This is a genomic window from Nonomuraea sp. CX421, assembly GCF_059358955.1.
On sequence record NZ_JCADBK010000006.1, the window covers coordinates 1 to 18081 of the forward strand.

An 18081-nucleotide genomic window follows, 5' to 3' on the forward strand; every position below is an offset into this window, starting at 1 on the left:
CTACGTAGCCCGCGAGCTCTATCGACTCATCACATCAAACGATCAAGAACACGTCGCTTGACATCCATAGGAGCATCCTCCCGTCCGGGTCGTTCTCATCCGTCCCGGTCTCGACTAACCTACCGACCAGCCGGTACGGATGGGAGACGCCGTGTGGGAGCCCGAACTCGCCGAACTGGAGCGCCGACGGAAGCTGGCCGAGCGCATGGGAGGCGAGGAACGGGTCGCCCGCCAGCACGCCACCGGACGGCTCACGATCCGCGAACGCCTCGCGGCGCTCACCGACTCCTGGACCGAGATCGGCGCCCTGACCGGCCACGCCACCGGGCCTGACGGCTTCACGCCGTCGAACGTCATCATCGGCCGGGCGACGCTCGGCGGGCGGCGGATCGTCGTGGCGGGCGACGACTTCACCGTGCGCGGCGGGGCGGCCGACGCGGCCATCCACGACAAGCAGATCCTGGCCGAGCGGATGGCGGGGGAGATGCGCGTCCCGCTGGTCCGGCTGATCGACGGCACCGGCGGCGGGGGCAGCGTCAGGCAACTGGAGGACTTCGGCCGTACGTACGTGCCGTTCAACCCCGGCTGGGACCAGGTCGTGGCCAACCTCGGGAGGGTCCCGGTGATCGCGCTGGCGCTCGGCCCGGTCGCCGGGCTCGGCGCCGCCCGCCTGGTCACCTCACACGTCTCGATCATGGTGAAGGAGCTCTCCCAGGTCTTCGTGGCCGGTCCGGCCGTGGTCGAGGCCGGGATGGGGGAGAGCGTCGGCAAGGAGGAGCTCGGCGGCTGGCGGGCGACCTCGGCGGCGGGCACCGTGGACCTGGTCGCCGCCTCGGAGGAGGAGGCGTTCGAGCTGACCCGGCGGGCGCTGTCCTACCTGCCGCAGAGCGCCTGGCGGCTGCCGCCCGTCACACCGTCCGAGGACGACCCCGGCCGCGCCGACCCGGAGCTGGCCGGGATCGTGCCCCGCGACCGCCGCCGGCCGTACGACATGCGCCGGATCCTCGATCTGGTCTTCGACACCGGCAGTGTGCTGGAGCTCGGCCGACGGTTCGCCCCGTCCACGATCACCGCGCTCGCCCGGCTCGACGGGCATCCGGTGGCGGTGCTGGCGAGCGACCCGCGCGTGTACGGTGGCGGCATGACGGCGCTGGGCGCGGACAAGACCGCCCGGTTCGTCGACCTGGCGGAGACCTTCCACCTGCCCGTCGTGCACCTCGTCGACCAGCCCGGCTTCGTGATCGGCAGCACCGCCGAACGGGCCGGCACGATCCGCCACGGCGCCCGCGCGCTGGCCGCCGTCTACCAGTCGACGGTGCCCTGGGCGTCGGTGCTGGTCCGCCGTGTCTTCGGGGTCGCGGGCGCCGCGCACCGGCCCCACCACAGGTACGGCCTGCGCGTCGCCTGGCCGTCGGGCGACTGGGGGTCGCTGCCGATCGAGGGCGGGCTGGAGGTGGCCTTCAAGCGGATGCTGGCCGAGGCGGGCCCGGAGGCCGCGACCCTCAAGGCCGAGATCGCGGCCCGTCTGGAGGCGGTCCGGTCGCCGTTCCGCACGGCGGAGGCCTTCCTGGTGGAGGACCTCATCGACCCGGCCGGCACCCGGCCCGTCCTGACCGAGTGGGTCCGCGACGCCTACGCCGTTCTCGAACCAGGCCCGAGAGCCACCACCCGTCCCTGAGCCCGCGAGGAGCCGTTGAAGGCGCGACGGTAGGCGGACGGAGACGTGCGCATCGCCCGCGAGAAGTGGTGGCGGAACGTCACCGGGCTGTCGAAGCCCACCGCCGCCGCGATCTCCTCCACCGGCACGGTCGTCGACTCCAGCATCGGCAGGCTGGCCGACACCCGCTGGAAGTTCACCCAGCGCAGCGGGCTGGTGCCGGTCCGCCGCCTGAAGTGCCGGATGAACGAGCGCTCCGACATGCGCGCCACCCTGGCCAGGCCGCCGACGCTGATCGGCTCCGTCAGGTTGGCCAGGGCCCACTCCATCGCCCTGGCCACCGGGCCGTCGTCCTCGACCGGGGTCACGGCGCTCTCGACGAACTGCGCCTGGCCGCCCTCCCGGTGCGGCGCGATGACCAGCCTGCGGGCCACCGTGTTGGCCACGCTCGGGCCGTGGTCGACGCGCACGAGATGGATCAGCAGGTCGAGCCCGGCCGCGCTGCCCGCGCTGGTCAGCACGTCGCCGTCGTCCACGTACAGGACGGAGGCGTTGACCGAGACGGCGGGGAACCGGCGTTGCAGCAGGTCGGCGTACTTCCAGTGGGTGGCCGCCTCGCGCCCGTCGAGCAGCCCGGCGGCGGCCAGCGCGAACGCGCCGGAGCAGATCGACACCATCCGTGCGCCGCGCTCGTGCGCCGCCCGCAGCGCGCGGACCAGGTCCTCGGAGACCTGACCGCGCACGTCGGGCACCCCCGGCACGATCACCGTGTCGGCCGAGGCGAGCACGTCGAGCCCATGAGCGGCCCGCATCGTGAACCCGCCCACCACCCGGAGCGGCTCGGTCGTCTCGGCGCAGACCTTGAGGTCGTACCAGGGAACATGGAGCTCCGGCCGGGGCAGTCCGAAGATTTCCACGACGCAGCCGAACTCGAACGGCGCCATCCCGTCGAAGGCCAGCACGGCGATCGTGGGCAGACGTTCGGGCATGAGCATGGCCGCATGTTAGCCCTCGGCTCCCTGCGGCAGAGAGAAGGCATGCACATTTCGGGGGTACAGACCGTTTTGCCCGGTCACCGCTACGCGCAGGCGGAGATCACCGAGGCGTTCTCCCAGTTGACCTCGGCCGATCGAGACCTCCTTGAACGCTTCCACGCGGCCGTCGGCGTCGAAGGCCGCAGCCTGGCGCTCCCGTTGGAGGACTACGCCAAGCTCGATTCGTTCACCCGCGCGAACGAGGCCTACGTCGAGGCGGCGCTGGACCTGGGCGAACGGGCGATCAGCGGGGCGCTGGAGAAAGCCGGCCTGCCACCGGAGAAGGTGGACCACCTGATGCTCTGCTCGACCACCGGGCTCGCCACTCCTTCGCTCGACGCCCGGCTGGCCCAGCGCGCCGGGCTGCGTGACGACGTCAAGCGGGTGCCGGTGTTCGGGCTGGGCTGCGCGGCGGGGGCGGCGGGTCTGTCGCGGCTCAACGACTACCTGCGCGGCTGGCCGGATCACGTGGCGATGCTGGTCTGCGTGGAGCTCTGCTCGCTGACCGTGCAACGCGACGACACCTCGGTGGCGAACCTCATCGCCGGCGCCCTGTTCGGGGACGGCGCGGCGGCGGTGGTGGCCACCGGGCACGGGCCGGGGCCGGAGGTGTTCGCCACGCGCGGCAGGCTCTATCCCGGCACCGAGCACCTCATGGGCTGGGAGGTCGGCGAGCACGGCTTCCGCGTCGTGCTCGACGCCGGGCTCACCGACTTCGTCGCGCGGAAGGTCGGCGGTGACGTCAGGGACTTCCTTGCCGACTATGGCCTGACCCCCGACCAGGTCGCCTCCTGGATCTTCCATCCCGGCGGCCCCAAGGTGATCGACACGCTCGCCGGGGCGCTGGGCCTGCCCGAGGAGGCCGTTCGGCTGACCCGGCGGTCACTGCGCGAGCACGGCAACCTGTCGTCGGTGTCGGTGCTGCACGTTCTCCAGCAGACGCCTCCCCGCCCGGGCCAGCCCGCCGCGCTCCTCGCGCTCGGCCCCGGTTTCTCCGCCGAGATGCTCCTGATGCACTGGTGAACGCCTGGCCCGGTGCTGATCTCGGGCCGGCCGAGAGGCCCAGCGAAGGGCTCAAATCGACCAGTTTGCTGCCAAATTGCCGAAAACTGGCTAAATCAGTAAAGATCGTTCGATGACGCTTGAGGTGCCGCACGGGGGCGGCCTGGCCTTCACCGTTCTGGGGCCTGTCCGCGTATGCGGCGGTGGCGCGGTCAGCGCCCTCGGCCGGTCCCAACGGCGCGGTCTGCTCGGCTTCCTGCTGCTCAACGCGGGCCGGGTCGTCACCATGGAGGCGGTGATCGACGCGCTGTGGGGTGGCGCGCCCCCGACGTCGGCCCGCGCCCAGATCTACTCGGGGATCCACGTCATCCGGCGGGAGCTGCGTGCCCTCGGCATCGACGAGGTGGTCTCGTCCCGTGGCGGCTACACGTTACGGGCCGACGCCGCGAACCTGGATCTCGCCCTGTTCGAGGAGTGCGCCCGGCAGGCCGGGGCCGGGCAGCGGCCCGAGCAGGTGGTCCGGTCGCTGCGCCGGGGCCTCGCCCTCTGGAGCGGCCCCGCGCTCAGCGACGCGTCCGGCGCCTACGTCGAGGCGGTCCGCGCCCATCTGGAGGAGACCCGGCTCGGCTGCGTGGAGAGGCTGATCGAGGCCGAGCTCGCGCTCGGACGGCACCACCACGCGATCGGCGAGCTGCGGCGGCTGGTGATGGAGCACCCGCTGCGGGAGCGGCTGCACGCGCAGCTCATGCTCGCGCTCTACCGCGATGGCCGCCGCACCGAGGCCCTCGACCTCTCCCGCGACCTGCGCCACAGGCTGGTCGAGGAGCAGGGGCTCGACCCGAGCCTGGCGGTGATCGAGCTGGAGCAGGCCATCCTGCGCGCCGATCCGGCCCTCGCCCCGCCGCCGAACGGGTTCCTGTCCGGGGCCGAGACCGACGGGCCCGCGCGGGCGCGCGGTGGCGCGCCCGCCCAGCTCCCGGCGGACACCCCCGACTTCACCGGACGGGATCGGGAACTGGCTCAGGCCCTGCCGGCGCTGGCCGTCCTGGCCGGCGAGCAGGGGAACGCGCCGCCGATCTGCGCGGTGACCGGCCCGCCGGGGGTCGGCAAGACCGTGTTCGCCGTGCACGCCGCGCACCGGATCCGCGAAAGCTACCCCGACGGCCAGCTCTTCGTTGACCTCCGGGGGGCCGACAGCAGGCCGGCCGCGCCGGCCGAGGCGCTGTCCGGCTTCCTGCGCGCCCTGGGCGTCGAAGGAAGGGAGATCCCGGAGGGCTGCGACGAGCGGTCCGCGCTCTACCGGACGCTGCTCGCAGACCGGCGGGTGCTCGTGGTGCTCGACAACGCGACCGACGAGAGTCAGGTACGGCCGCTGCTGCCCGGTGCGGGCACCTGTGCCGTCCTCGTGACCAGCCGCAGACGGCTGGCCGGTCTCGGCGCGCAGACCACCGTCGAACTGCTCCCGTTCGACGGGGAGGAGTCGGTCGAGCTGCTGGGCCGGATCGCCGGAAGCGAGCGCGTCGCGGCCGAGGACCGGGAAGCCCGCGAGGTGGCGCGGCTCTGCGACGGGCTGCCGCTCGCGCTGCGCATCGCCGGGTCGCGGCTCGCCGCGCGACCCCACCGCCGCATCGGGGAGCTGGCCAGGCGGCTCGCCGACGAGCAGCGCCGCCTGGACGAGCTGTCGTACTCGGGGCTCGCCGTGCGAGCCGGTCTCGATCTGAGCTACCAGGCGCTCGGCGAGGCGGAGCGCCGCCTGCTGCGGCGGCTGGCCTTCCTCGACGTCCCGGAGGCAGGGCCGTGGCTGGCCGTAGCGATCAGCGGCGAGCGTCCGGCCGACACGGAGGAGATGCTGGAGGGCCTGACGGACATCCACCTGCTGCGGGTGACCGGCGTCGACGGCACCGGGCAGGTCAGGTACGGGATGCACGACCTGGTCCGCACCTACTGCCGGGAACGGATGGCCGAGGAGGAGACCGCGGACACGGCGCTGTCCGTGCTCTCGTCGGCCGCCCGGCACCTGCTCCGGCTCGCCGCCGAGGCGCGGGGCGCCAACCGGGGCCACGACTACTACGCCCGGCTCGCCGAGGAGCTGGTCGTCCCCATGGAGGAGGAGGTCGTACGGCACGCGGCGGAGCACGCCGTGGACTGGCTGGAGGCCGAGGCCGCCACGGTCTTCGGCGTCCTGCGGCAGACGTCGGCCCACGGGCTCTTCGACGAGTGCTGGCGGATCGCCCTGATGGGAGGCTGGCTGTACGACATCCGGTGCTGCGCGAGTGAGTACCGGGAGATGCTGTCGATCGCGGGCCGGGCGGCGGAGGAGTCCGGAGACCGCCGGGCCCAGGCCATCGTGCCGGCGCTCTCCGCGGAGCTGGGCGTGCTCACCGGAGCCCTGGAGGAGGCCGTACTGACCCTGGAGCCGGCCGAGCGGATCTTCGTCGAGATCGGGGACGAGCACGGGCTGGCCGAGGTCTGGCGGATGCTCGCCCACCTGGAGCGCACGCGCGGCGAGCATGCCGTCGCCCTGCGCCGCTACGAGCGGATACGCGAGACCTTCAGAGTCCTGGACGACCACTCGGGAGAGGCCTTCACACTGCGCTCCATCGGGCAGATCCACCTCGTTGAGGGCCGCGTGGCCGAGGCGCTGCGGTACCTGGAGGAGGCCGTTCGCGTCGCGGAGAAGAGCCGCGGCGACTGGAAGCGGCTCAACACCCTGTTCTGGCTGGGCGAGGTCTATCTGAGAGTGGGACGCGTGGGGGAGGCCCGGGCCGCGTTCCTCACGGTCGCGGAGGCGGCCGACCGGGTGGGCGACTTCACCGGAGGCGCGTTCGCCCGGCTCGGCCTGGCCCAGGTGGCCATCGAGGCGGACGACCACCGGCAGGCCCGGACCCAGCTCGCGCTGGCCCTCGACCACGCCGAACGCTCCGAGCTGGCCCTGGTGCTCTGCAAGATCGGCCTGGCGGTCGGCGGCGTCCTGCTGCGCCTGGGGGATCTCGCGCAGGCCGAGGAGACCATCGAGCGTCTGCTGCCGCGGATCGACAGCCTGGCCTCCCCGCTGATGCGGGCCGAGGCCGTGGAACTGCTCGCGCGGGTCCGCGAGGGCCGGGGAGACGGGGCCGGGCCGGCCTCCGGCGCGGAGTGGCGGAAAGGCGTGTAGCCGGCGTATAGCTCGCGCATCAACCCGGCCTGGCAGAAAGGGAGGCGCCAGCCCGCGTCTCTGTCCGGCGGGCGGTCCAACGGGGGAAGTGGAGGAGTTCTGCGCTGCTTCGACTGGGCGGATCAGCCGAACGACGACGGGGGCACCGAGAACCACGGGGCACTGAACGGGAGGTGGGTTCCGAGATGCGCGACATCATCTGGAACTGAGCGGCCGAACGACAACGACGGGCACTGAAGGGGAGGTGGGTTCCGCGATGCGTGACATCATCTGGAACTGAGCGGACCAGGCCGGGCCGGTTGGACGGGGACCGTGCGCCGGTTCCCGGTCTCCGGACGGCCTTGACTCACCCTGCGGCCGGCGGCGCCTCCAGTGCGCCGCCGGCCGCCTCCGCGCGATGACAAGCGGCCGAGAGACGCGGCTGAGAGAAGCGGCTGAGAGAATGGCTGACGCGAACGGCTGAGGGGAGGCGGCGATGAAGAGCGGTGGGGTGGGGACCTTCCGCCGGGCGTTCGCCGTCACGGAGTTCCGGGCGCTCTGGGGCGCGATGGCCGTCGTGCGCGCGGGGACCCAGCTGGGCCGGGTGGCGCTGGCGGTGCTCGCCTACGAGCGCACGGGGTCCGCCGCGGTGACCGCGCTCGTGTACGCCCTCACCCTGGTGCCGGCGCTGATCGGCGGGCCGCTGCTGGGAGGGCTGGCGGACCGCTGGCCCCGCCGCCGGCTGATCGTCGTCTGCGGGCTGGCCCGGGCCGCGCTGATCGCGCTGGTGGCCGTGCCGGGGATCCCACTGCCGGTGCTCTGCGCCCTGATCTTCGCCTCGCAGCTGCTCGAATCGCCGGCCGTGGCCGCCCAGATGGCGCTCACGCCCGACATCCTGCCCAAGGACGTCTACCAGTCGGGCATCGCGATCCAGCACCTCACCTCGCAGATCGTCAGCCTGGCCGGGTTCGCGGCGGGGGGCGTGCTGGTGGCGGCGGTGGGCACGACCGGGTCGCTGACGATCAACGCGGTGGCGTTCGCGCTGGCCGCGCTGATCGTGCTGCGCGGCATCCGGCCGCACCCCGCCGCGCGGGCCGCGGGAGGCGCGGGGGCCGGCCTGGGGCGGGGCGGCGGGCCGCTGGAGGGGCTGCGCCTGCTCGTCTCCGACCACCGGCTGCGCGGCCTGCTGGCGCTCGCCATGCTCGCCGGGTTTCAGGTGGTGCCGGAGGCGCTGGCCGCCCCCTACGCCGCCGGGCTCGGCCAGGGCACCGTGATGGTGGGCCTGCTCATGGCCGCGATGCCGGTGGGGAACGTGCTGGGCGTGTTCCTCTTCACCCGGTTCTGCCCCACTGAGACGCGGCTGCGGCTGCTCGGACCGCTGGCGTGCGCCGCGAGCGTGCCGCTGCTGGTCTCGGCGGTGGTCCCGGGTCCGGTCGCGGCGCTGCTCCTGTGGGCGCTCGTGGGGGCGCTCGGCGCCTACCAGGTGACGGCGAACGCGGAGTTCGTTCGGATCGTCCCCACTGAGCGGCGCGGCCAGGTGCTGGGGATCGCCTCCTCCGCCCTGGTCGCCGTCCAGGGCATGGGCATGATCGTGGGCGGGCTGCTGGCCACGAACATAGGTGTGGCGGGCGCGCTGGGCGTCGCGGGGGCGGCGGGGCTGGCCGCCGGCGTGCCGGCCGCGCTCGCCTGGCGCCGGGCCCGCGCCCGCGCGGGTCAGGCTCCTGGCCGGGAGACGCTGATCGCCTCCAGGCCCTCGGGCTCCTTGCCGGGGTAGAGGCCGGTGAGCAGCGTGCTGACCGTGTAGAGGTGCCAGGCCAGGGCGGGCTTCTTGACCACGGGATCGGCGAACAGCGCGCGCACCTCGTCCGGGTTGACGATCGGGGTGAGCGCGTCGAGGCCGCCGAGCACCTGCTCGCGCAGCACGTCCGTCAGCGCCGGGCCCGGGCTGGTGCGCCAGCTCCACCCGCCGCCGGTCCTGGGAGTCGGCATATGCGCGGGCGGCACGTGCGTCCGCTCGAACCAGCGCGGCCGACGCGCCGCCATCGCCTCCGCGAACCGCCACGGCTTCCCCTCGATCGGGACGTCCCGCAGCTCGGGGGCAAAGCGCAAAATAAGCGAATAAATCACCTCTTCGGAGAGTCGCCAGCCCTGGTCCAGGCTCAACGCCGCCCGCACCACCCGGTTGTCCAGGAATGGCCGGACCGGGTCGCCCCGGCGCAGCGAGCCCGCCCGTGCACTGGCCTGCCAGCGGCCCACCTTGTACCAGATGTAGATGTGGTCCAGCGCCTCCAGCCGGTTCGGCCGGGCCTGCCACGGCTTGGCCAGCTCCCGCGCGTGCGCGTTCGCCTCGGCGGTGAACAGCTTCTCGTCCTTGTAGAACGTGTTGTTGATCCGCCGGAGCAGTGCCTTGTCGCCGAGGTCGGTCTGGAGCAGGTTGAGGCTGCCGGCCCTGAGGGTCTCACCGCTCTGCCCGGACATGGTCGGCTTGCCGGAGTAGGGAAGGTAGCTCACGATCGACTCGTACGCCGAGGTCATCCCCTCACAGGTGCGCAGCGTCTCCCACGCCCGGCTCAGCGGGTGCTCCACGATCACCGCGTCCTTCGCCGCGGTCTGCGGCGGCGCGATGACCGTGTGCTCGACCTTGAGCCTGGCCGCGATCTGCCGGGCGAGGATCACGTCGGGGTGCGTGTCGAGCCCGTTCGTCGTCACCCGGAACGGCACCCGCGCCGCGTGCAGCAACGCCGCCAGGATGCGGGTGTCGCGCCCGCCGGTCAGCGCCAGGTTCACCGGCTCGCCGGCCTCGCGCAGCGGCGCGACCGTGGCCAGCAGCGCGTCGGCCAGCTCGTCGACGGCCGCCCGCTTGCGCCGCGCCGACGTGGGCGCGGGCGCCGCCTCCGGCAGCGGGGTCTCGGTGATCGTCCGGCTCCCGCCCCGGAGGTCGATCCGCGAGCTGGGACGCAGCGCCGACACCCCCTTGTACGGGGTCTCGTCCGACAGGAAGAAGCCCTGCCTGATCATCGTCTGCAGGGCCATCAGGTCGTGGTCGATCCGGTCCACCTGCTGGGCGGCCAGGTGCACGAGCAGGGCGCGGCTACCCACGACGTGCAGGTCGGGCGTCTCGGCGTAGAAGACCGGGCAGACCCGGTTGATCGCGGTGCTCGCGGTCAGCTCGCCGTCACGGGCGATCCAGGCCGAGAAGCAACCGCCCACGGTGTCGCCGGGCAGCCGCGCGGCGTCGGCCGGATCGGCCAGGTGACCGTTCAGCCCGAGGACCCGGCCGGTCTCCTCGGAGATCAGCGGAGGCCGCCGCGAGTCGTCGGGCTCGTTGGTCCACCCGAACAGGGACACGCCCCTGCCGTGCCACTCTCTGCCGCGGATCACGTCGGCGGGCACGGGGAAAGCGGTTTCGACGACGGCTCGAACCCGGTCGAGGACACGGGCCGGGATGTCCTGCCGCTTCGCGGCCAAGCCCAAATAGACGCGCACGGCACCCATGCCTACCGGATATGACCGCTTTGCCACAACCGATCACGCGGCGGTCGCGGTTTGCGCTCGCTTACGTCACCGGCCCGGCCACCCGTCCACCCGGGCCGTCATACGGCGTGGAGGTGCTTGCAGTGAAATTTCGTCCTTTAGTCATAGGTGTCGGACTTGTTGGAATGCTCGTGCTCGCCGCGTGCGGTGGCGGCCCTGAAGGCTCCGGCGACTCCGGGGAGCGCGCCCCCAGCAGCGAGCACCGGCAACCGGTCCCGACCGCCAAGCCCTCGCCCCTCAAGAGCGAGAAGGCCCCGGCCGAGACCCAGATCTCCACCTTCGCCCTCGACGTGGACACCGCCTCGTACGGCTACGCCCGTCGTACGCTCCAGGAAGGGCGCTGGCCCGAACCTGGGCAGATCCGGCCGGAAGAGTTCGTCAACTCCTTCAGGCAGGACTACGTGGAGCCCCCGGACGACGGGTTCACCGTCCACCTCGACGGCGCGCGGATGACCCGCGACAAGGCGGTCCTGCGCGTGGGGCTGCAGACCCGTGGCTCCTCTGCCGCCGCCCGGCGCCCAGCCAACCTCACGTTCGTGGTCGACGTGTCGGGCTCGATGGCCGAGACCGGCCGGCTCGACCTGGTCAAGCAGGCCCTGCACACGCTGCTCGACCAGCTCGCTCCCGGCGACCAGGTGTCGATCGTGTCCTTCAGCGACGAGGCCCGGCTGCTCGCCTCCATGACCCCGCTCGCCGCCCGCGCCGACCTGCACCGCGCGGTGGACGAACTCACCGTCCAGGGCGGCACGGACCTCGAGTCCGGCCTGGTCGCCGGCTACCAGGAGGCGGCCAAGGCCTTCCGTCCCGCAGCCACGAACCGGGTCATCCTGCTCTCCGACGGTCTGGCCAACCAGGGCAGCACCGCATGGCAGACCATCCTCGACCGGGTCAAGGAACACGCCGGCCGGCAGATCGCCCTTCTCACCGTCGGCGTCGGCCGTGAGTACGGCGACGAGCTGATGGAGCAGCTGGCCGACAACGGCGACGGCGCCGCCGTCTACGTCAGCAGCCAGGAGGAGGCCGACAAGGTCTTCGTCAGGCAACTCCCCGCCACCATCGAGCTGCGCGCCCGCGACGCCAAGGCGCAGGTGGTGTTCAACCCGTCCGTGGTCGAGAGCTTCCAGCTCGTCGGCTACGAGAACCGCGCGCTGAAGGCCGAGGAGTTCAGGGACGACAGCCGTGACGGCGGCGAGATCGGCCCCGGCCACGCGGTGACCGCCCTCTACTCCGTGCGCCTCAGGCCGGGCGCGACCGGCCAGCTCGCCCAGGCCACGGTGCGCTGGCAGGACCCCGACACCAGGAGCCCCGCCGAGGCGAGCAAGTCGGTCGACGCGGGCGCCCTCGCGGACTCGGTCTGGTCGGACGCCCCCCTCCGGCTCCAGGTGGACGTGGTCGCCGCCGCCTTCGCCCTCTACCTGCGCGACCGCGAGGCCTTCGGCCTCGACCTCCCCGCGCTCGCGGAGCACGCCGGCCGCCTGGCCGGCACCGCGGAGGACCCGATGGTGACCGAGCTCGCCGGCCTCATCGAACGGGCCCACGCCGCCGGTTGACCCTCGCCTGTGACGTCGGCGCCCCTGTGCCGTACGCGGTTTGGGGGTGCTTGACCGTCTGCGGAGTCCGATACACTGGTTCACGCAGCAAGGGGCTATGGCGCAGTTGGTAGCGCGCCTCCATGGCATGGAGGAGGTCTGGGGTTCGAATCCCCATAGCTCCACCCCATCATCGACGTTCGAGCCTTGCCCCGCGTGATCGCGGGCAAGGCTCTTTCGTTGCGCCGGCTGCTCGTGACGCTGAGGATCGTGGCGAAGCGACACGCTTCAGGGCGTGCACCGCCGGCCCGACCCCAGACCGTCCGCCTGGCGGTGTTCCGATGGATCACCCGACACAACACGGTCAGGCGGCACTCCCGCCTCGGCCGGCTGAGCTCGATCGACGACGAGAAGACGGCAGATAGCCTGAAGGCCGCCGCTTGAGATCGGTGCCCGCACTCAAGGGAAAGTCCCGACGCCCAGCTCTTTTCGACGGGATGTCGGTCGAGTCAACGAAAGAAGCAATAAATGGATGATCTGAGATCGGTGAATCGACCAGGTCCTCGCTTGATTGTGCTCGGCGTCCTGATGGCCTGCTTTGCGTGGGCGCTGATCATCCCGATGTCCTTGACGACGCCTCCGAGCATATTGCTTGCCGCGGTCTTCATGACCGGGCTGGCTTTATTCGGTGCCGCCATGATGCTGGTGTTGTGGGTCGTGGTGAGCCCGAGTCCTGCCCTCGGCGCCGCATGGTGGAGGACCGCACTCCTCTTGGCCGTCTCATTGGCGCTGTGGGCACCAACGTACGGGTGGGCGGAGCGTGGAGAGCAACCATGGGCATGGTTGGCGGGCTTCGCGATCGCCGCCTGTGCGCTGATCACGTGGCAGACGGGAATCGTGGCGGCGGTGGCCTTGGGAACCGCGGCTTCGATCGGTGGCCTCGTGTTCGATACCGCAATCGCCGCAGGTGTCCTGATAACGCTCGGCTGCGCCCTGGTGGTATGGGCGATGTGCCAAGCATTCGTGTGGCTGCTGCGGCTGCTGTGGGCGGCGCAGGCAGGGCGGGAGGCGCAGGCGGAACTCGCGATCGCCGAGGAGCGCCTGCGCGTCAGCCGCGACCTCCACGACGTGCTCGGGCACCGCCTCGGCATCATCGCTCTCAAAGCAGAATTGGCCGCGGACCTCACCCGCCGTGACCCCGCCCAGGCAGCCATGGAAAGCGAGGGGATCCGCGAGCTCGCAAACGATACGCTGGTCGAAGTCCGGCGGGCGATCCACGGCGAGACGACCGCTGACCTCGCGACCCAGCTCCAGGCCGCCGACCTCGTGCTCCGTTCGGCCGGAATCGAGGCGAGCATCGATGCCGACCAAGAAGTTCTTCCACGTATCCCCCAGGCGCTGTCACGCCTCCTGGCGGCGGTGGTCCGAGAGGCGGTCACGAACGTGCTGCGACACAGTGACGCACGGCATGCGTCGATCACCGTTGCGGACACCGAACCGCTGATCAGGCTGACCGTCGTGAATGACGGAGTCCGCGAGGCCGCGCGGAGTGAGGTGTCCGGCGGCAGCGGTCTGGCGACGCTTTCGGCCCGCTGCACCGCCATGGGCGCCCATCTGATCGTCGATCGCCAGGCCGATAAGAACCGTTTTGAGGTAAAAGTGGAATGCCGAAACGATGCGGGTCGGTCCCGATGAGCTCGCCGATCCGGGTCCTCCTGGCCGAGGACGATGAGTTGATTCGAGAGGCGCTCGTCGGGCTCTTGGAGCGCGAGCCGGACATCAAGGTCGTGAGCGTCGCCAGTGACGGTCGGCAGGCGGTCGAACAGGCAGTGACATACCGACCAGATGTCGCGGTTGTCGACCTACAGATGCCGAAACTCGACGGTTTAGGCGTCATCGTGGAACTCAGCCGAGTGCTACCCGAGTGCGCCGGGGTGATACTCACCGGCCACGGTCATCCCTACGTGCTGCGCCAGGCACTGTCGTCCGGAGCGCGGGGATTCCTCGCGAAGGGCGCCCCCGGCACCGCGCTGGCCGACGTCGTGCGTCGTGTACACGAAGGACGGCGCTACGTCGATCCCGTACTCGCCGCAGATGCGCTCACCATGCCGCCGACACCGCTGACGCCACGCGAGACCGAAGTGCTTCTGGCCGCGCAGGCGGACCGGCCAGTCCGGGAGGTCGCACGGGAGCTCTTCCTCTCGCCAGGAACCGTACGCAACTACCTCGCCATCGTCACCCACAAACTCGGAGCGGACACCCGCTCAGAGGCCTACCGGATCGCACGCGAGAACGGGTGGGTCTGACGTCAGGCTCTTCAGGGTGCACGGACTTTTCATGACAGATGCACGGGTCCACCCGGCGGGGACCGAGCAGAGGCTGTCGAGTATGAACAACACGACGAATCTCGACACCCACGCACACCGTCATCCGTCCGGCCGCGCCGCGGCTGTCGGACATCACCTCCTCGCACGCTGGCCGTCCGTCCTCGGTCTGCTGGCGCTGATCGCCAATATCGCGAACGGAGCGGATCCGCATGTGACCGCGATGATCATCATGCTGGCAGCGATGTGCTACCTCGCCGCCGCCGCTGTCGGATCGCGGCGAAGCGTCTGGGTGATGGTGGGCGTCGCGAGCGTCGCGGTCGTCCTTGCCCGCCTCACGGGACTCGATCCGACCGCGACGCTGCTCGTCATGGGCGCAGGCTTCGCGATCTTCGGGTTCCTTCGCGGCACCGGGGTCGATCGCCGGGAAGTCGGAGTGCAAGTGCTGGGATTCGTGGGCTTCAGCGCCATCGCCCTGACGGCCATGATGTCCAGTCCGGCGTTGGCCGTATTCCTGGCGGCCGTCGCCGCAATCGGACACGCGATCTGGGACGTGATCCACTTCGTCCGCGACAAGGTCGTCAGCCGCTCGCTCACCGAAGCGTGCTTCGTGCTCGACGTCGGCCTGGGAGTCGCGCTCCTGCTGATGTCCTCGACCGCGCTGCCGGTGTGAAGACTCCCGCTGCTAGACGGAGCGCATGACGTGCAGCAGATACTCCTTGCGGTCGAGCGGGTTGTGGTCGGTGCGCGGCCGGGCCGGGGGAGTGCCGGTCACCTCCTGGTAGTGGTCGAAGGCGCAGTCCAGGATGCCCTCGCCGCCGGTCAGCGACGGCAGCCGCCGCTGCAGCGCGTGCACGTGGGCCGCCGGAAGGTCGCCCTCCAGCACGTACGAGGAGCCGCGCGCCACCGAGTCGCGGGGCACGGCGCGCAGGCCCGCCAGGACGGGCATGACCACCCCTACCGACTCGGCCGGGACATCGAGGTGGAAGCGGTGCATGGGCTCGTACACCCGGGTGCCCGCCCGGCTGAGCGCGCTCATCAGGATCAGCGGCGTCAGGTGCCGGAAGTCTCCGGCGGTGCTCGACATGCTCGCGTCGAACACCCCGCCCGAGTGGCTCTGCCGCGCCCAGTAGCCCGACCGGGTCAACGTGACCGCACAGTCGGTGACCTGCCAGCCGCGCAGGCCCTGGCGCAGCGTCTCGCGCACGGTCTCCTCGATCGCCCTGAGGAACGCCGACGGCAGCGAGCCGAGCTCGATCTCCAGCACGAAGCGCACGCCCGAGCCGACGGGGGCCGGGTCGACGCGGAGCCCGACGGTCGCCAGGAACGGGTTGGGCTCCTTGGCGATCACCTCGACGGCCTCGCCGGTGCCGGCCGGGCGTTCGACGCAGATGGTCGTCGTCTCGCGGAAGGTGACGTCGACGCCGAACTCCTCCGCCAGCGTCGCCTGGATGACCTCCTTCTGCACCTCGCCGTACAGGGAGACGGAGAGCTCCTGCCGGACGTCGTCCTGCCGCAGGTCGATCAGCGGGTCCTGCTCGGCGAGCCGGGCGAGCGCGGCGTGCAGCGCGCCCCTGCCGGCCGGGTCGAGGGGCACGACGACGGTCTCCAGCGTCGGCGGGGCGAAGTGGTGGTCATCGGACGTGGCGCGGGGCGCGCCGACCCGGTCACCGATGCGGATGTCGTCGAGCCCCCAGATCCTGCCGATCCGTCCCGCCGACACCGACGCGCTCCGGACGTCCGCGCCGTGGTCGAAGACGCTGATCGCGGTGACCTTCCCCTCGCCGTGGTGACCGAACGGCAGCCGGTCCCGCAGGCGTACCGTGCCCGAGAAGAGTCGGACGTAGGCGATCTTCTCGCCGGACGGGCCGCGTTCGACCTTGAAGACGGTGCCCGAGACCGGTCCGGCGGCGTCGCCCCCGCCGGCGGGCAGCAGCTCGCGGACGCCGGCGATCAGCGCGTGCACGCCCGCGCCCGTGATCGCCGAGCCGAAGAACACCGGGTGCACCAGCGCTCGCCCGGTCTGCGCCGCGAGCTCGCGGCGCAGCCGCTCATGGGTGAGGGCCCGCTCGTCGTCAAGGTACGCCGCCAGCAGCGTGTCGTCGTGGCCGGTGAGCAGATCGGCCAGCGCGGCGGCGAGGCAGGGGTCGTCCGGAGCATGCGGCGTGAAGGCGGCGCGAGCGGTGCCCAGGGCGTGGGCCGAACCCATAGCGACGATCGACGGGGACAGCTTCTCGGACATGCTCCGCAGCAGGCCGGCGTCACGCGCGCCGCGACGGTCGATCTTGTTCACGAAGACGAGCGTCGGGATGCGCAGCCGTCGCAGCGCGCGCATCAGCACGCGGGTCTGCGGCTGCACCCCCTCCACCGCCGACACGACCAGCACCGCGCCGTCGAGCACGTTGAGCACGCGTTCGACCTCGGCGATGAAGTCAGGGTGACCAGGGGTGTCGATCAGGTTGACCACGACGTCGCCGACGACGAACGACACCACGGCGGACTTGATCGTGATGCCCCGCCGTCGTTCCAGCGCCAGGGAGTCGGTCTGGGTGCTGCCGTCGTCGACGCTGCCGATCTCGTCGATGACACCGGCGGCGTGCAGCAGCCGCTCGGTCAGGCTCGTCTTACCGGCGTCTACATGCGCCAGGATCCCCAAGTTGAGCGTTCGCACGAAGCGTCATGTCCTTTGTGAGGCTGATGATCCTTTCCCGGGTGGACATGAACGTTCCTCGCATGTGCTCGCTCCTTGGTCGGCGGCCGTCACCCCGTAGTGCAGCAGGTGGCCGTCCGGCCGGGCAACCGGTTATCCGGGCCGCAGGCGGTCGAGGCTCTCCTGGTAGAAGTCGATGTCGTCGCGCAGCCGCCGCCGGGTGAAGCGTTCGGGCTCCTGCGCGCGGGCCTGCGTGCCGAGGGCGGTCCAGAACGCGCCCGGTGGCGGCTCCTCGTCGCCCTCGGGGATGAACTTGACCGCCTCCAACGCGGCGTCCCTGGCCAGCTCCCAGCCGTCGGCGGCGTCAGGGGAGGACAGGATGTCGTCCTCGACGGCCATCCGGGCGTAGGCGGTGGAGACCAGGACCCACTGGCCCGCGTCGACCAGAGGCGAGGTGCCGGTGCCGAAGTGGAGACCGTCGCGCCTGGCCTCGTACTCCGTCTGGTAGGGGACGCGGAGCTCGATGTGGTGGCCGGCGTGGTCGAAGACCAGCGTCCAGGCGTCGTCGCCCTCCGTGAGAGTGGTCCAGCGGCTGTAGTCGGGGTTGGGGCCCGGCGCTCCGTCCGCGACCGTGAGCCCGATGTGCACGTACGCCTCGGCGATCGTCCTGGCCTCAGGCATGGGCGGCCGCCAGCTCGCGGTAGGTGTCGCGGACGATGAGGAGCCGGTCGAGGGAGAACCTGCCCGGCTCGGCGTCGCGCGTGTCGCGGCCCTGGGCCGACCAGAAGGCATGGTCGGGCACCCTGTCATGGCCCGCCGGGATGAACTTGACCACCTCCTCGACCGCCGCCGTGGCGATCGTCAGCGCCTGACGGGCGGCGGCCTCGTCGTCGGTCGGGACGTTGCCCGCCGTCAGGTCGGCCACCCAGAGCCATTCGCCGGCGTCGAGCAGTTGGGAGGGCTCGCCGCCGCCGAAGTTGGGAAAGTCACCGGTCATCGTCTCGCGCTCGGGCAGGCCGAACAGGAACTCCCGCTCCGTGCCGCAGTCATCGCAGGCGCCCGAATAGCGCGAGGTCAGCTCGCCGCCGGCGGTCACCAGCGCGGTGTCCCAGGTCGTCTCGACCGAACCGCAGGCGCACGGGTGCAGGTCGAGGTACAGATGCGCCTCGTCCCTCGTGCGTGCTATGGCGAATGGCATCGCGTGCTCCCTTCCTGCGT

Annotated in this window: 14 protein-coding genes and 1 tRNA gene; 10 read left to right on the forward strand and 5 right to left on the reverse strand. The window is 71.6% G+C overall.

What is annotated here, in order from left to right:
- Nucleotides 1-139 precede the first annotated feature (139 nt).
- Nucleotides 140-1678, forward strand: a complete 1539-nt coding sequence (locus AC5L3X_RS13265; RefSeq protein WP_189127292.1) for an acyl-CoA carboxylase subunit beta — start codon at nt 140-142, stop codon at nt 1676-1678.
- On the opposite strand, the gene AC5L3X_RS13270 is transcribed toward AC5L3X_RS13265, so the two are convergent.
- Entirely contained in the window at nt 1633-2634 is a 1002-nt protein-coding gene (locus AC5L3X_RS13270) for a helix-turn-helix domain-containing protein (protein ID WP_494857476.1), read from the reverse strand. The two genes, AC5L3X_RS13265 and AC5L3X_RS13270, sit on opposite strands and share 46 nt — an antisense overlap.
- Nucleotides 2635-2694: 60 nt before the next feature.
- On the opposite strand from AC5L3X_RS13270, the gene AC5L3X_RS13275 reads away from it, so the two are divergent.
- From AC5L3X_RS13275 to AC5L3X_RS13285, 3 genes are all read left to right on the forward strand, one after another.
- Nucleotides 2695-3714, forward strand: a complete 1020-nt coding sequence (locus tag AC5L3X_RS13275; protein WP_189127290.1) for a type III polyketide synthase — start codon at nt 2695-2697, stop codon at nt 3712-3714.
- A gap of 112 nt (nt 3715-3826) precedes the next feature.
- Complete coding sequence (locus AC5L3X_RS13280) at nt 3827-6847, forward strand: AfsR/SARP family transcriptional regulator (RefSeq protein ID WP_494857242.1); 3021 nt, start codon at nt 3827-3829, stop codon at nt 6845-6847.
- A gap of 475 nt (nt 6848-7322) precedes the next feature.
- Nucleotides 7323-8600: an MFS transporter gene (locus AC5L3X_RS13285; protein WP_494857243.1), complete on the forward strand. Its 1278-nt coding sequence runs from the start codon at nt 7323-7325 to the stop codon at nt 8598-8600.
- Here the strand turns inward: AC5L3X_RS13285 and AC5L3X_RS13290 are convergent.
- A complete protein-coding gene (locus AC5L3X_RS13290; protein WP_494857244.1) occupies nt 8540-10321 on the reverse strand; it encodes an asparagine synthase-related protein in 1782 nt (593 codons plus the stop codon). The two genes, AC5L3X_RS13285 and AC5L3X_RS13290, sit on opposite strands and share 61 nt — an antisense overlap.
- 164 nt (nt 10322-10485) lie before the next feature.
- On the opposite strand from AC5L3X_RS13290, the gene AC5L3X_RS13295 reads away from it, so the two are divergent.
- From AC5L3X_RS13295 to AC5L3X_RS13320, 6 genes are all read left to right on the forward strand, one after another.
- On the forward strand, nt 10486-11910 hold the full coding sequence (locus AC5L3X_RS13295; RefSeq protein WP_494857245.1) for a vWA domain-containing protein: 1425 nt from the start codon (nt 10486-10488) through the stop codon (nt 11908-11910).
- A gap of 91 nt (nt 11911-12001) precedes the next feature.
- Nucleotides 12002-12074 (forward strand) — tRNA-Ala (locus tag AC5L3X_RS13300).
- Between the two features lie 31 nt (nt 12075-12105).
- Nucleotides 12106-12333, forward strand: a complete 228-nt coding sequence (locus AC5L3X_RS13305; protein ID WP_494857246.1) for a hypothetical protein — start codon at nt 12106-12108, stop codon at nt 12331-12333.
- 84 nt (nt 12334-12417) lie between these two features.
- Nucleotides 12418-13584, forward strand: a complete 1167-nt coding sequence (locus AC5L3X_RS13310) for a sensor histidine kinase (protein WP_494857247.1) — start codon at nt 12418-12420, stop codon at nt 13582-13584.
- Complete coding sequence (locus AC5L3X_RS13315; RefSeq protein WP_189127284.1) at nt 13581-14195, forward strand: response regulator transcription factor; 615 nt, start codon at nt 13581-13583, stop codon at nt 14193-14195. The genes AC5L3X_RS13310 and AC5L3X_RS13315 overlap by 4 nt, the downstream gene beginning before the upstream one ends.
- Before the next feature lie 82 nt (nt 14196-14277).
- Nucleotides 14278-14886: a hypothetical protein gene (locus AC5L3X_RS13320; protein WP_189127283.1), complete on the forward strand. Its 609-nt coding sequence runs from the start codon at nt 14278-14280 to the stop codon at nt 14884-14886.
- A 12-nt stretch (nt 14887-14898) separates the two neighbouring features.
- Here AC5L3X_RS13320 and AC5L3X_RS13325 read toward each other — a convergent pair whose 3' ends face one another.
- From AC5L3X_RS13325 to AC5L3X_RS13335, 3 genes are all read right to left on the reverse strand, one after another.
- Nucleotides 14899-16884, reverse strand: a complete 1986-nt coding sequence (locus AC5L3X_RS13325) for a GTP-binding protein (protein ID WP_494857248.1) — start codon at nt 16882-16884, stop codon at nt 14899-14901.
- A 132-nt stretch (nt 16885-17016) separates the two neighbouring features.
- Nucleotides 17017-17544 carry a hypothetical protein gene (locus AC5L3X_RS13330; RefSeq protein WP_494857249.1) on the reverse strand — a complete coding sequence of 176 codons (528 nt, stop codon included), beginning with the start codon at nt 17542-17544 and terminating at the stop codon, nt 17017-17019.
- The gene (locus AC5L3X_RS13335; protein WP_494857250.1) at nt 17537-18061 is read right to left on the reverse strand and encodes a hypothetical protein; all 525 of its coding nucleotides are present in this window, start codon (nt 18059-18061) and stop codon (nt 17537-17539) included. The genes AC5L3X_RS13330 and AC5L3X_RS13335 overlap by 8 nt, the downstream gene beginning before the upstream one ends.
- Between the last annotated feature and the right edge of the window lie 20 nt (nt 18062-18081).